Annotated in this window: 9 protein-coding genes, 1 tRNA gene and 1 pseudogene; 4 read left to right on the forward strand and 7 right to left on the reverse strand. The window is 41.7% G+C overall.

Annotated elements, in window-relative coordinates; all coding sequences use genetic code 11:
• The first annotated feature begins 258 nt into the window (after positions 1 to 258).
• Positions 259 to 756, forward strand: a complete 498-nt coding sequence (locus tag GQR42_RS23965; protein WP_002785544.1) for an HNH endonuclease — start codon at positions 259 to 261, stop codon at positions 754 to 756.
• Here the strand turns inward: GQR42_RS23965 and GQR42_RS23970 are convergent.
• The 3 genes from GQR42_RS23970 to GQR42_RS23980 form a co-directional block, all read right to left on the reverse strand.
• Positions 753 to 1,106: a hypothetical protein gene (locus tag GQR42_RS23970; protein ID WP_158201889.1), complete on the reverse strand. Its 354-nt coding sequence runs from the start codon at positions 1,104 to 1,106 to the stop codon at positions 753 to 755. The genes GQR42_RS23965 and GQR42_RS23970 overlap by 4 nt on opposite strands.
• A gap of 86 nt (positions 1,107 to 1,192) precedes the next feature.
• Positions 1,193 to 2,305, reverse strand: coding sequence for a hydrogenase formation protein HypD (gene hypD / locus GQR42_RS23975; protein WP_158201890.1), 1,113 nt, complete (start codon positions 2,303 to 2,305; stop codon positions 1,193 to 1,195).
• A gap of 116 nt (positions 2,306 to 2,421) precedes the next feature.
• The gene (locus GQR42_RS23980; protein WP_158201891.1) at positions 2,422 to 2,685 is read right to left on the reverse strand and encodes a HypC/HybG/HupF family hydrogenase formation chaperone; all 264 of its coding nucleotides are present in this window, start codon (positions 2,683 to 2,685) and stop codon (positions 2,422 to 2,424) included.
• A gap of 368 nt (positions 2,686 to 3,053) precedes the next feature.
• On the opposite strand from GQR42_RS23980, the gene GQR42_RS23985 reads away from it, so the two are divergent.
• A complete protein-coding gene (locus tag GQR42_RS23985) occupies positions 3,054 to 4,955 on the forward strand; it encodes a transketolase C-terminal domain-containing protein (RefSeq protein WP_158201892.1) in 1,902 nt (633 codons plus the stop codon).
• 477 nt (positions 4,956 to 5,432) lie between these two features.
• Positions 5,433 to 8,051 carry an ATP-dependent chaperone ClpB gene (clpB, locus tag GQR42_RS23990; RefSeq protein ID WP_158201893.1) on the forward strand — a complete coding sequence of 873 codons (2,619 nt, stop codon included), beginning with the start codon at positions 5,433 to 5,435 and terminating at the stop codon, positions 8,049 to 8,051.
• A 462-nt stretch (positions 8,052 to 8,513) separates the two neighbouring features.
• Here the strand turns inward: clpB and GQR42_RS23995 are convergent.
• From GQR42_RS23995 to GQR42_RS29195, 4 genes are all read right to left on the reverse strand, one after another.
• Positions 8,514 to 8,598: transfer RNA gene (locus GQR42_RS23995), tRNA-Ser, on the reverse strand.
• A 945-nt stretch (positions 8,599 to 9,543) separates the two neighbouring features.
• A complete protein-coding gene (locus GQR42_RS29185) occupies positions 9,544 to 9,855 on the reverse strand; it encodes a hypothetical protein (RefSeq protein ID WP_233271148.1) in 312 nt (103 codons plus the stop codon).
• A gap of 40 nt (positions 9,856 to 9,895) precedes the next feature.
• Positions 9,896 to 11,353, reverse strand: coding sequence for a putative Ig domain-containing protein (locus GQR42_RS29190; RefSeq protein ID WP_233271149.1), 1,458 nt, complete (start codon positions 11,351 to 11,353; stop codon positions 9,896 to 9,898).
• 124 nt (positions 11,354 to 11,477) lie between these two features.
• Positions 11,478 to 13,307 carry an FG-GAP-like repeat-containing protein gene (locus GQR42_RS29195; RefSeq protein WP_233271150.1) on the reverse strand — a complete coding sequence of 610 codons (1,830 nt, stop codon included), beginning with the start codon at positions 13,305 to 13,307 and terminating at the stop codon, positions 11,478 to 11,480.
• Between the two features lie 144 nt (positions 13,308 to 13,451).
• On the opposite strand from GQR42_RS29195, the pseudogene GQR42_RS24010 reads away from it, so the two are divergent.
• Positions 13,452 to 14,308, forward strand: a pseudogene (locus tag GQR42_RS24010) (IS5 family transposase).
• Positions 14,309 to 14,591: the final 283 nt, after the last annotated feature.

A 14,591-nucleotide genomic window follows, 5' to 3' on the forward strand; every position in this document is an offset into this window, starting at 1 on the left:
TGTAGGGGCGAATTGCATTCGCCCTCTTTGAATAACTGCTGCTGCTCACCATAGGTGAGGGAAAGTCATAAATAGGAGATGCAGCCGATAATTTTCGGGAAATATAGTCTTTAAAGCCTTGTCTGGCAAGACTCCTACGAATGATAAGCACCGATTATCACACAAAGTCGAGGAGAGCCACGGATTTAGAATAATAGGTTCCAATCTCAGTGATCTGTGCTACCATTCGGGGTAAATTCAAGCGATCTCCAGACACCTATGAGCAAGGTTCTCGTGTTGAATGCCTCCTACGAACCGCTAAATATAACCAGTTGGCGGCGCGCGATCGTTTTGTTGTTGAAAGGAAAAGCTGAATCCCTAGAACATAACGGAAAAGTGGTTTGTCGTGACTTACCCCTACCTTCTGTTATCCGTCTTAGGCAATACGTCCGTGTTCCCTACAAGGAAATTCCTTTAACCCGTCGTAATATTCTCGAACGAGACCATCATACCTGTCAATACTGTCTCTACCGAGGTGAACAATTAACCATCGATCATGTGATTCCCCGTTCTCGCGGAGGGGGTGATACCTGGGAAAATTTAGTGGCGGCTTGTGTACGTTGTAATGTGCATAAGGGCAATCGTACACCGAAAGAGGCCAATATGTCCCTACGCGCCCAGCCACGTCGTCCCTACAGCAGTCTCCACTTTGAGCTATTAAAGCACACCAGGGGGAATCACAATCACGAATGGCGTAAATATGTCATCGGTATTTAGGGTGAAAAAGGCATGGTGAAACCAAGACCAAAATTGATTCCCATGCCATTATTATTAGTCTGGGTGCGAGGATTGGCAACTCCCGTGCCTAGATAAACCGCACAACCGCGACAGGGGGTATTGACTCGGTAGCGCACCGCCATGGGATCATTGGGATCGGTGATAGTTACTCCCTGATGGTTTAAATCTTTAATTAGATTGGTGACGGGTTTGAAGAAATCGGCGCTGGGGGGTTGACTTGGTTGCAGTTCTAGGGTTTGTTCTTGAGAAGCAAGAACGATTTCCGAAGCGATAATTAGCAGTAGAGAGGTGGTTAAGCCAAATAAACCCAGATTATTTTTGATTTTCATCTTTTTTATTACCGAGAGATTGTTAAATTTTTCTCTGAAAATTCTAGCGTTTCCTCGCGGGAAAGGAAACTAATCAGTAAAAAAATTTACCGATGTCTGCCATACTTATAATAAGCGGCACAAGCACCTTCACTAGAAACCATACAAGTACCGATGGGATGTTCGGGAGTACAAGCAGTAGCAAATACTTTACATTCCCAGGGTTTTAAAACACCTTTAAGAATTTCGCCACACTGACAAGCTTTGTGATCTTTAACACGCTGATTGGGTAAAGTAAATTTCTTCTCCGCATCAAAATTACTGTACTCATCTCGCATTTTTAACCCTCCTTGAGCAATTTCTCCTAAACCTCGCCATTCAAACTGATCTCGCAGTTCAAAAACTTGCTGGATTGCCGATAAAGCGACTCTATTTCCTTGATTTTGTACCACTCGATCGTACTGATTTTCGATCTCACATCTCTGCTCATCTAATTGTTTTAATACCATCCAAATTGATTGGAGAATATCCAAGGGTTCAAACCCAGAAACTACCACAGGTTTGTGATATTCTTGGGCAATAACTTGATAGGGTTCTGTGCCAATTACCATGCTAACATGACCAGGCCCAACAAAACCGTCTAACTGTAAATCTGGGTTATCTAACAAAGCTTTCAGCGCGGGAATAATCACCACATGATTGGAAAATAAACTAAAATTAGTGATACCATCTCTTTGGGCTTCTAAAACAGTTAAAGCGGTGCTAGGAACGGTTGTTTCAAAACCTAATGCTAAAAATATTACTTCTTTATCGAGATTTTCTCTGGCAATTTTTAAGGCATCGCGAGGAGAATAAACCATGCGAATATCACAACCTTTTGCTCGTGCTTGCAGCAGACTTAAATGGGAACCGGGGACACGCATAGTATCACCAAAAGTTGTCAGAATTACGTTCGGTTGTTGTGCGAGAAAAATGGCATCATCTAAACGACCTCGCGGCATCACACAAACGGGACATCCAGGACCATGAATTAATTCGATAGTTTCCGGAAGTATTGCCTCGATACCGTATCTGAAAATCGAGTGGGTATGACCTCCACAAACCTCCATAATTTTAGTAACTTTTTCCCGCTTTTCAGAGATTCTTATCGATAATTGTTCAATTTGTTGAATTAATCCTGCCGCTTTAACTGGATCACGAAATTCATCAACGTATTTCATAGTTTATCTCCTTTAATTATAATTTTTAGTTGTCGGTTGTCAGTAATAATTGCCGTAATTTACCTTTCTTAGAGATAGACAATATAATTAATTTAGTATGGGACTACTTAAGAACATTAATTATGATTAAATTCTGCCTCTAATTCCACTAATTGTGTTAATAAATTCAAGGTTTCTTGCGCCTCATCTTCATCGATTCGATTCATAGCAAAACCCACATGAACTAATACCCAATCCCCTACACAAGTATTAGCGGGATGGTCTTCATCAACAATGCAAGCGATATTTACTTCTCTTTTTACACCCCCGACATCGACGAGAGCGAGATGATGGTTTTCATCAATAATTGCTGTAATTTGTCCCGGTATGCCTAAACACATAGTTTTTACCTTGAAAAATCTAGTTTTTGCTAATTATGGGCTGATTTTTTGGGTAGAGATTGCAGTAACATCCACTGAGAATCAGAGCATACTTCATCCCTAGGTTATCCTTTTTACTTTTTCCTTTCCCCTTTTTACTTGGTCTTAGCTGCCATTCTGGACTATTGCCCTCAAGAACAGCTTTTTTTCCCGTATCTTTTTTAAGATTTCCCCTGTCCCGCACCGTGGACGCTATCCCAGCAGGGGTAAAACTTTTGTATTAGGGACTACATTAATGATAAGAAATTATTCAATCAATCGATCGGGTGACATTCTAGGCTATGATTTCCCTGACTATAGTTATTTCTCTACATTAAGGAAAATCTACGATGACAACCTTTCCCATCGATTTGAGTGCCTATAAACCCATCAGTCTCGACCCCAGTAACCCCACCCTCACCGACGAGCAAAGAAGCGCCGTAAAAGCCAATATTCAACTTTGTCGCGATGCTATCATCTTTTTTACTGCCACGGGTGCGGCCCGGGGTGTGGGTGGACACACCGGCGGCCCCTACGATACCGTCCCGGAAGTGGTGATTCTCGATGCTCTTTTCCGCAGTCAACCTAGTCAATTTGTACCAATCTTCTTCGATGAAGCGGGACACCGCGTCGGTACTCAATATCTCATGTCTGCGTTAGAAGGTTCTTTACCCCCGGAACAATTAATGCACTACCGCGAGGCCAATTCTCAACTCCCCGGACACCCGGAATTAGGATTAACCCCCGGTGTCAAATTTAGTTCTGGCCGTTTAGGACATATGTGGCCCTACGTTAACGGTGTCGCTTTAGCTAACCCCGGAAAAACCGTTTTTTGTTTAGGTTCCGATGGTTCTCAACAGGAAGGCAATGACGCGGAAGCTGCCCGTTTAGCCGTAGCTCAACACATCAATGTTAAGCTGATTATTGATGATAATGATGTGACGATTGCCGGTAATCCTTCCAAATATTTACCCGGTTATGATGTGGCTAAAACTCTCACCGGCCATGGACTAAAAGTGTTAGTGGGAGATGGGGAAGATATCGATAGTTTGTATCGCAATATCTGTGAAGCAATTAATACTCCTGGCCCGATTGCGATTATTAATAAACGTCCCATGTGTCCCGGTATTGAAGGTTTAGAAGGTTCTAACCACGGTCATGATGTTATTTCTGTACCCTTGGCTTTGAAATATTTAGAGGCAAAAGGACACAGCGCCGCCGTGGAATATCTCAACAGTATTAAGAAGCCTTCTAATGACTATAAATTCCTCGGTTCTGGGGATAAATGGGGTTCCAACCGCAACGTTTTCGGCGAAGCAGTAGTCAGTCTTTTAGGCAAAATGAGCGAGGAAGAACGCAAGGCTAAGGTATTAGTAGTAGATAGCGATTTAGAGGGTTCCTGCGGTCTGAAAATTATCCACGATAAACATCCCGAAGTGTTTATTCCTTCCGGTATTATGGAACGGGGCAATCTTTCGGCAGCCGCCGGTTTTGGGATGGAAAAAGGTAAACAGGGAATTTTCGCCACCTTTGCCGCTTTTCTAGAAATGTGTATTTCTGAAATCACCATGGCCCGCTTGAATTATTCTAATCTTTTATGTCATTTTTCCCATTCTGGTATCGATGACATGGCCGATAATACCTGTCACTTTGGTTTGAATAATTTCTTTGCCGATAATGGACTTGATGACGGTTACGAAACCCGTCTTTATTTTCCGGCCGATGCGGCACAAATGACCGCTTGTGTCGAGGCAACTTTCCATCAACCCGGTTTACGTTTTATCTTCTCGACTCGTTCTAAAACTCCCAATATTCTTGATACTAACGGTAATAATTTCTTTGGCGATGGTTACACCTTTGTCCCCGGAAAAGATGAAGTGATTCGGGAAGGCACTGCTGGTTATATCATCAGCTTTGGAGATGGTTTATACCGCGCTTTAGATGCAGTGGAACGCCTAAAACAAGAGGGTATTGACGTGGGTTTAATTAATAAACCGACTCTCAATGTGGTGGATGAAGAAATTATCGCTAAAGTTGGTAATTCTCCCTTTGTTTTAGTAGTAGAAGCATTTAACCGTCGTACGGGTTTAGGTAGCCGTTATGGTTCTTGGTTACTCGAACGCGGTTTAACTCCTAAATACGCCTACATCGGTACTCACCACGAAGGTTGTGGCGGTTTATGGGAACAATTTCCCCACCAAGGTATTGACCCAGTTGGTATCATTAGTAAAGTTAAATCTTTAATCGCTTAGAGAGTATTTTAGGGTGAGCGTTAATCAGTAATCAGTAATCAGTCATCAGTAATCAGTCATCAGTGAACAGTAATCAGTGAGTAGTAATCATACCAAATCCGTTGAGTAACTCACAGAAAACGGGTTTCTTTGAGAAACCCGTTTTCTACTCATGCAAAAGGCAAAACGGAGAATAAATAATCAGTTTTTAATAACTGGATTTAGGATCAGTCATCAGTGAACAGTAATCAGTAATCAGTAATCAGTGGACATCTTTAATAATTAAGATTTTAGCTTGGTTGAGAGTTTGACCATTTGTACTAAAATTTCCAAGACGCAGTTTAAATCCCTGACAGCTTATAAACTGTGAACTTTAGCCTCTTAAATCGCACCATTGAGGGGAAATCCCCCTTAACTAGGTACGGTAAGCCCCTAGGAGCCAACACACCGGTCAATCTAGAATAGTCTCTAGGGTATAAAAGTAATCTCTTATAGAAAATGCAGCCAACCAATCCACAACAATTTACGGAAAAAGCTTGGGAGGCAATCGTCAAAACGCCGGACATTGCCAAACAGAACAGCCAGCAACAAATCGAAAGCGAACATCTAATGAAAGCCCTTCTTGAACAGGAGGGATTAGCGGGCAGTGTCTTTAGTAAAGCTAATATTAGTCTAGCCCGTTTGCGGGATCGAACCGATGACTTTATCCGTCGTCAACCGAAAATATCTAACCCCGGCGACTCGATTTATTTAGGTCGTAGTTTAGATAGTTTACTCGATCGAGCGGAAAATTATCGCCGAGAATTTGGAGATGACTTTATCTCGATCGAGCATTTGATTTTAGGTTACGCTAAAGATGATCGCTTCGGTAAAAATATTTTTCAAGAATTCGGACTTACCGAAAGCAAACTCAAGGAAATTATTCAACAAGTTAGAGGTAGTCAAAAAGTGACCGATCAGAATCCAGAAGGCAAATATGAGGCCCTAGAAAAATACGGACGGGATCTGACCCAATTGGCACGGGAAGGAAAATTAGACCCCGTAATTGGACGGGATGACGAAATCCGTCGCACGATTCAGATTCTCTCGCGTCGGACTAAAAATAACCCGGTTTTAATCGGGGAACCGGGAGTAGGAAAAACGGCCATTGTCGAAGGATTAGCCCAGCGGATTATTAACCGTGATGTGCCAGAATCTTTGTTAGATCGTACTCTCATTTCTCTCGATTTAGGCGGCTTAATTGCGGGAGCAAAATATCGCGGAGAATTTGAGGAAAGATTAAAAGCTGTCCTCAAGGAAGTCACCGATTCCCAAGGCAATATCATCATGTTTATTGATGAAATACATACCGTTGTCGGTGCGGGAGCCACTCAAGGGGCAATGGATGCGGGCAATTTATTAAAACCGATGTTAGCCCGGGGTGAATTGCGTTGTATTGGGGCTACTACCCTCGATGAATACCGCAAATATATCGAAAAAGATGCGGCGTTAGAAAGACGCTTCCAAGAGGTTTTAGTGGATGAACCGAATGTGGTCGATACTATTTCGATTCTTCGCGGTCTTAAAGAACGTTATGAGGTGCATCATGGGGTGAAAATTGCCGATAATGCTTTAGTGGCAGCGGCACTGCTTTCTAATCGTTATATTAGCGATCGCTTTTTGCCCGATAAGGCCATTGATTTAGTTGATGAAGCGGCGGCCAAATTGAAGATGGAAATCACCTCTAAACCAGAAGAACTCGATGAAATTGATCGCAAAATTCTCCAGTTAGAAATGGAAAAACTTTCTCTACAACGGGAATATGATCCAGCTTCGCGAGAACGGTTAGAAAAGTTAGAAAAAGAACTGGCTAACCTCAAGGAAGAACAATCGGGATTAAATGCCCAATGGCAAGGGGAAAAAGAGATTATCGATAAAGTTCGTGGGGTTAAAGAAGCGATCGAACAAGTTAATCTGGAAATCCAACAGGCCGAACGAGATTATGATTATAATCGCGCTGCGGAATTAAAGTTCGGAAAATTAACCGATCTGCAGCGGCAAATGTCCGCCCTAGAAACCCAATTAGCCGACAAACAAACCACTGGCAAAAGTTTATTAAGGGAAGAAGTTCTCGAATCGGATATCGCCGAAATTATCTCGAAATGGACGGGAATTCCTCTCAATAAATTAATCGAATCGGAAAAGGAAAAACTCCTCAATCTGGAAGACGAATTACACGAAAGTGTCATCGGTCAAGAGGAAGCGGTCACAGCCGTAGCCGAAGCGATTCAACGTTCCCGCGCTGGTTTATCGGATCCCAACCGTCCCACGGCCAGTTTTATTTTCCTGGGTCCCACGGGTGTTGGTAAGACAGAATTGGCGAAAGCTTTAGCGCGCAATCTCTTTGACACGGAAGAGGCTCTAGTTCGCATCGATATGTCGGAATACATGGAAAAACACAGCGTTTCCCGTCTCATGGGCGCGCCTCCGGGATACGTCGGCTACGATGAAGGGGGACAATTAACCGAGGCAATCCGGCGTCGTCCCTACTCTGTCATCCTCTTTGATGAGATTGAAAAAGCCCATCCCGACGTTTTTAACGTTATGTTACAAATCCTTGACGATGGGCGCTTAACCGACTCTCAAGGTCATCTGGTTGATTTCAAAAATACAATCATTATTATGACCAGTAATATCGGTTCTCAATACATTTTAGACGTGGCTGGTGATGAGTCTCGTTACGAAGAAATGCAGGCGCGGGTAATGGAAGCAATGCGGAATAGTTTCCGTCCCGAATTCCTCAATCGTATCGATGAAACGATCATTTTCCATAGTTTACAAAAAGCGCAACTGCGATCGATTGTCAAACTACAGGTAGCCAATCTCAGTGAGCGCTTGATGGAACAAAAATTAGCCCTGAAACTTGCCGATATTGCCCTGGATTATCTAGCAGAAATTGGTTACGATCCAGTCTACGGTGCGCGACCCCTGAAACGGGCAGTGCAAAGATATGTGGAAACTCCGATCGCTAAGGCAATTCTGCGCGGCGAATTCAAAGGGGGAGACACGATTTTTGTCGATGTGGCCGATGAAAGATTGACCTTTAAACGGTTAGCTTCCCAGGTAGTAACTGCTTAATTAGCAAGGGTGGGCCATGCTCACCCTTTGATTATTTAGGGCTGGCTGAATAATGGTAAAACCCTTTGAAAATAAGGCTTTTGACCTATTAAAATCCGATGTTAGTGCTGCGAAAATAGGATTGGGACTTTCAAAAACCTGGCATTATCCTTCTTGTAGTACATAGCTTGGTACAAAAAACCAGGGCAACAAAGCCTGAAACGACCGGCTACTGACGACCGGCTACTGACGACCGACTCCTACCCCCACCAACAAACTTTTTCAGCAGACCCTAAGTACGTTAGGACATAGCGGAACTCACCCTTGGGGAGGGATTCCCTCTGGTGAATGTTGGATACGTCCTGCCAGATTAAGGAATCTCGATGAACCAAGAATCCCGAAGCGCTTACTGCGATGGGAGTGTCAATTTCCCCTCTCTACGAACAATCGGGCAACCTGAGTCCAAATTTAATTGGTTGAGTACGGAGAGGGTGGGATTTGAACCCACGAACCATTGCTGGTTACTCGATTTCAAGTCGAGCGCAATCGACCACTCTGCCACCTCTCCAAGGCAGCCATACCTATATCTTATCATTAGATCTCTTGCATAAATCAAAAAATTTTCCGCCAATGTAGAGAAAAGGGTTATTATAGCCCACTTTCCGCCCTTTATGATTAAGTCGCAATAACCCCACCGAGAAAAACTGATTGAACCGACAAAATTTGTTGAGATTAGAGAATTTTTACATCCGACTTCACTAAGAATAATTTGAGAGAAGCAAGAGTCGCTTAAGTTAGACATGGTTAAACTAAAGTGACCTAATTTATCGGACACTTTTCGAGGAAAAAGTTTTTTCTTGGATTGGCTTAAACTGAATTTTCTAAATTTGATGTCTCAACTTACTCGATAGTAATTTTGGCAATATATTGAAAAATATTGAAGAATATCAAGGCTCTCCTCAGTTAAGTTACTGATATAGCGCACTTCGTAACATTGGCGGACGTTGGGTTTCATGCTTCAACCGTTCGGCAAAAGCTCACGGCCGAAGCCCAACCTACGTTCATCTTATATTTAATTCCACCCACCTACTTAGGGTTAAAAGCCTTGCTAGAAAAGGGTTTAGGGATTTTTTGGTCAAGAAAAGTGCCAGAAACAAACGTTATAGGAACTCAAAACCCTTGCACTTTCGCTCTTTGATCTCGAAGGGTTCCGCTTCCAGACGTGCGAGGTCATTCTGTGATTCTGACTTCCCCTCCCGACGACCGACGACAAGCTACTGACTCCTAACCCCACCAACAAACTTTTTCAGCAAACCCTAATTAAATCTTGATCTGACCACTAGCAGTGTACCAAAAGCAATCAGTCCCAAGCTCAAGTTAGGTTCGGGGACGGTAGTTGGGGGATTTGATGCAGCTGTAACAGAACCACTGACGATATCACCATTAAAATCACTGACAACATCATTGAAAGTAACTGTCCCTCCTGCTGTCGTTAAAAAGGGAGAGTTAAAAACTAGAGAGTATTAGAGCCATTAACCCAATCAATAGATTCTATACCACTCCCAGTAGGATTAGCTAAACTAATGTTAACTAAGTCAGCCTTCGTGAAATTGAGAAGGCCAATTATAATGTTACTAAAAGTAAGACTAGGAGTTGCACTATTTTCATTGTCGATGGTGAAACTACCAGTAATCGGATTAGTTCCCGCCAGAGAACCATTATTAATAGTCCAAGTCAGTGCTTGAACTGGTATGGCGGTTGAGAAGCTACTAACAAGTAGGGTTGTTGTAGCAGCTAAGAGCAAGTTGGGTCGGTTGATTTTCATATTATTTATCTGCGCTAAATTTGGATTATTTGGTGAGTAATTAGAGAGAAACAAACCATTCAGGATGAGTGTTAAATGCCGTGAGGGAATTACCGAGATTGTCAGTAACATAAGCTAAGACTTCAGTTCCCAAAAGAATTTGGTTGCTGTTAAAGCTTAACTGTCCGAAGTTGATTCCACTGAGAGCCAATTTATCGCCTTGAGCAGAGTTGAAATCAAGAATGCGATCGCTACCATTTCCTGACTTGAGAACGAAGCTATCAGCACCCGCACCGCCATAGAGGAAATCTGAACCTAAGCCACCATCAAGTAGATCATCTCCTTCGTCTCCGTAGAGTTTATCTGTATTTCCCTCACCATAGAGACTGTCATTACCACTTCCACCGTTGAGAACATCTCGTTGGTTGGAACCGATTAACAAGTCATCACCAGCACCACTTTCTAAGCGGTAAGTACCGGATTTACCCAAAGCATCGATGCGATCATTTGTTGGGGTTCCTTGAATCACACTACTACCAGAGGGAACTAATATTGGGTGAAACACTTGTAGGGTGAAGTTTGTACTAACACTTGCTCCCGGTTTATCAGTTACAGTTACCTTCAAATTCAGATTACCAACATCTTGGTAAGCAGGAGTTCCACTGAAAGTTTGGGTTGTTGGGTTAAAGCTTAACCAACTGGGTAAAGCATCGCCGTTACTGAGGGTAGCTGAATAAGTCAGGATATCGTTGAGATCAGGATCAAAAAAGGTATTATCAGAAATTTGTAAGTTGAAGGGGATATCTTCTATGACGGTTTGATCGGCGATCGGATTTTGGACACTTGGTGCAGTATTATTTAGGGGAGTAAAGTTAATTCCCTGTTGAATCCAGACCTCAATGGCGGTATTTGTAATGCCATAAATTTCATAAACTGCTCCATCATGGGTATCAGAGCCTAATTTTGTCCAAGGTACAGTGGAAGGATCGGAGTAATAAGCACTTGAAGGAGAAGCACCATTAATGAATAGCTTTTTATTGCCATCGAGCATTTGCAGCAGGCTAGACTGATTAAATTGAACGGAATTATTGTAGCCAATATCAACAGCTTCAATATTAAACAGATGACCAGCATTAGCATCTAAATAAAGCCTGGTTTGTTGGCCGACTGTTTGGGGAATGAAGATAGTATCAAAACCACCACCGCCATCAATATTACCGATAGTTTTACTATCAGTTCCGTACTCACCACCTAAGCCAATTTGATCATCTCCTTCCCCACCAAAGGCATAAATTTGTGAGGTATTAGCGGTGGGAATTAACATAAAGTCATCGCCATTTTGTCCACGCAAAACTATCTTAGGAGTGGTAACATTGTCGGGAATAGTAAAGACATCATTGCCATTCGTTCCGTCAAAAAAGGTAAAGGTTTGATTGCTACTATTTTGCTCATCTACTGTTAACCAATCTTGACCATAAACGACATAAGTTAAGTCATAATTGCTCGTATCAGTAATCAAAATATCCTGATAACCATCACCATTGACATCCCCACCCGTATTAGTTTGATAAGATAGTGACCGATTAGGTAAGCCTTGAATGGGAATCTGATTTGGACTAGCACCCAGAACAAGATTATTAATATTAGGACTGGTATTGGGGGGGGGTTGTAGGCGTAGAGGGTGTAATCTCTGTTGAGCCTAATTGGATGTAACCTTGATGATAACCATCGTACTGATCAAAAAGAATATCGTCAAAACCGTCAGCATTCATATCTCCCACTGCAACAGCAGGAGAAAGAGGGTACATGGAGGGAGCGGGATACGGGATAAAATAATCAAAGTTTGTTTGAAACTGTCCAAAGTTGCTAGTTTTGCCCGTACCATACAAAATGGTAGAATGGGCGATGGGATAGGATTGTTCTCCATAGCCTCGGTTTGACCAAGAAGTTTGAACAAAAGACACTAATGTATCCTCAATACTGTCTCCATTAAAGTCACCAGACGTAATAGAAGAGTTGATAAACCCTGCATTAAAGTCAACCTCATCCTCAAACCAACTACTCTCATCTGTCCAAGGCTGTGTGAGAAAACTCAAGGATATCTCAGAAAGTGGCTGCTGAGTGCTGTTATTGAACTGATAAGCCTTAACCTGTGTTTGCAGTTCTACAGATGGTTGTAGTTCGCTACCTGAGGGAGTAAGCGTGTAATTAATGGTGAGAATTTCTGAGATTCCATCGCCGTTAATATCCGCTAATCCAATTCCAGGCGGTGTCACCTGAGAGGACGCAGACAAATAACCAGGATCATAAGTCTGGAATTGGGAACTCAACCCATTCGCTGAACCCAAGAAATAATGAATTTGATAATCGTAATCGTTATGTGGATTAGGTCCGTCAGGATTAAGCTGGTTTAGTATTACTAAGTCATCATAACCATCACCATTAATATCTCCTGCACAGGTTTGATAAATGGAATTGGATAAAAAACCTTCAGGGATAGTAAAAGAATTCAACAACTGGCCCGCAATCACATTACTTGTGATGCTATTGCCCATATTGACCAGCAATTCTGTTGTTTGACCATTTGTGTTATTAATACTACCTTGAGCAATATCTTCATAACCATCCGCGTTAAAATCCCCATGAGCAATTAAAGCAGTGCTAGGAGAGGAGATTACATTAGTAGAAGGTAAATTATTGTCATTAGCAGTAAGGGTGTAGGTTCGTGGAGTGCTAACATTTGTTAGGGTGCTGGCTCCTATAGTCAGTTGATTTCCCTGCGACGATGACCCACTATTGACAAAATCATCAAAACCATCTCCATTAACATCCCCCACAGAAACACCGGGATATTTATTGACTAAAATAAAGCCATTATCACTACGCAGGTCATTGACATTTAAAGATAGTCCGCCCTGTAACCAAGGATGGCCAATCGCCACATAAGCTTCACCATGACCATTACCATCATTACTACTAGGCGCGCCTAAAATAATGTCATCTCCTCCTGTAGCCGAGCCGTAATCCCCATTAATATCACCAATCCCATTAAGAGTTTGACCGACATTACCCGAATTAGAAGGATTACTATTATTAAGAGGATTAGCCACTCCTTGATATTGGAAAACGCGAGAATCCGTCAGATTAGGATCGAGATAAATTGCACCGCCCGCACTAAAGGCATTTTTACTCCCAAAGACAATATAGGCACTACCAGCATTACCATAAGCAAAGGGCGCACCGATGAGTAAGTCATTAATATTATCTTGGTTAACATCTCCCCCATTAGCAACAGCCCAACCTGCTTGTCCCGAAGTGAGTACCCCTTCAAAAGTGACACCTTGACCGGCTTGAATAGAGGCTAAACTGGAAGGTAAAGAACTTTTTCCCCCGAATATTACATAAACTTTACCTAGATTAGAAGTTGGACTACTCCCACTCCCAACCGCAGCATTAGGCGCACCAATTACCAAATCTAAATGACCATCTCCATTAGACCTCTTGCGTAATTTTTTTATGGTATAATGGAGGGTTTTGCTTTTTTCTCGATTTTTAGATGGAAGTTGAAAAAAGAATAAAATGTGATCTTAGGTCAGGAAATCATCTATACTTTTGCTATATTTATTAGCAAAAATATGGATGATCAAAACTTATCAGCTGAACAGTTCAAACGCCGTTTCGGTGTGTATAAACAAACATATAGAAAGATGGTAGAATCAGTAAAAAGTGTTGAAGCCGACTCTAATTCACCATCTAAAAGGGGACCGAAACCTAAACTATCTATAGAAGAACAAGTTTTAGTAACGTTAGAATATTGGCGAGAATATAGAACATATTTTCACATTGGTACAAGCTGGGAACTATCAGAATCAACTATATGTCGGATTGTAAATAAGACGGAAAAAATGCTTTTACAATCGGGAAACTTCCGTTTAAAAGGAAAAAAAGCTTTACTAAATCAAGCCGAGATACCGGTCGTAACGGTAATGGATGTAACGGAAACTCCCATTGAACGCCCCCAAAAGAAACAGAAAGATTTTTTGGGGGTAAAAGAGGTTATCATACTTGAAAATCCCAATTAGTAGCTGCTCAAAATACCGAGGAAATTATCTGTGTCTTTTGTGGGAAAGGTAGAGGTCATGATTTTAGTTTATTTAAAAAAAGTCGAGTTCGTTTTCATCCTTTAACTACCAGCATAGAAGACAGTGGTTATCAGGGAATAGCTGCATACCATAGTAATAGTTATACACCGAAAAAGAAATCGAAAAATAGAAAATTAACAGAGTTATAAAAAGAGTATAACAAGGCTTTAGCCAAAGAAAGGATTATCATTGAACCTATAAATAGGAAACTCAAAACCTTGAAAATCTTATCCTGTAAATATCGGAATCGTCGTCGAAGATATAGTTTAAGAGTTAACCTGTTGGCGGCTATTTATAACTGTGAGTTAGGGATAGGTATAGCAGCTTCTTAAAAGTTGCCTAAAGATTAATCAAGTCAAGGAGAATTTATTCTCAATTTTTATAATTGAGATAGTTTGTGCCGCTTAAATAAAGAGGTTTTGATAACCAAATTAAAGCAGCTCTAAAGAGTTTTGAGTTAAAAGTTAAACTTCAAGTTTTCATTCAGGACGAATGTACTGGTTAACTAATTTTCCCCAAAAAATTAGTTAACCCATCATTATAACATATAATTAATTTGCAAGAGTTCTATTCTTCAAAGCCTTGCCTAGCAAGACTACTAGGAATAATCAGCAC

This window comes from Microcystis aeruginosa FD4 (assembly GCF_009792235.1).
Taxonomy (GTDB): Bacteria; Cyanobacteriota; Cyanobacteriia; order Cyanobacteriales; family Microcystaceae; genus Microcystis; species Microcystis viridis.

Excerpts from the sequence above, each read along its gene's own strand:
- GQR42_RS23965 (WP_002785544.1), top strand. The coding sequence starts at position 259 with ATGAGCAAGGTTCTCGTGTTGAATGCCTCCTACGAACCGCTAAATATA.
- GQR42_RS23970 (WP_158201889.1), bottom strand. The coding sequence starts at position 1,106 with ATGAAAATCAAAAATAATCTGGGTTTATTTGGCTTAACCACCTCTCTA.
- hypD (WP_158201890.1), bottom strand. The coding sequence starts at position 2,305 with ATGAAATACGTTGATGAATTTCGTGATCCAGTTAAAGCGGCAGGATTA.
- GQR42_RS23980 (WP_158201891.1), bottom strand. The coding sequence starts at position 2,685 with ATGTGTTTAGGCATACCGGGACAAATTACAGCAATTATTGATGAAAAC.
- GQR42_RS23985 (WP_158201892.1), top strand. The coding sequence starts at position 3,054 with ATGACAACCTTTCCCATCGATTTGAGTGCCTATAAACCCATCAGTCTC.
- clpB (WP_158201893.1), top strand. The coding sequence starts at position 5,433 with ATGCAGCCAACCAATCCACAACAATTTACGGAAAAAGCTTGGGAGGCA.
- GQR42_RS29185 (WP_233271148.1), bottom strand. The coding sequence starts at position 9,855 with ATGAAAATCAACCGACCCAACTTGCTCTTAGCTGCTACAACAACCCTA.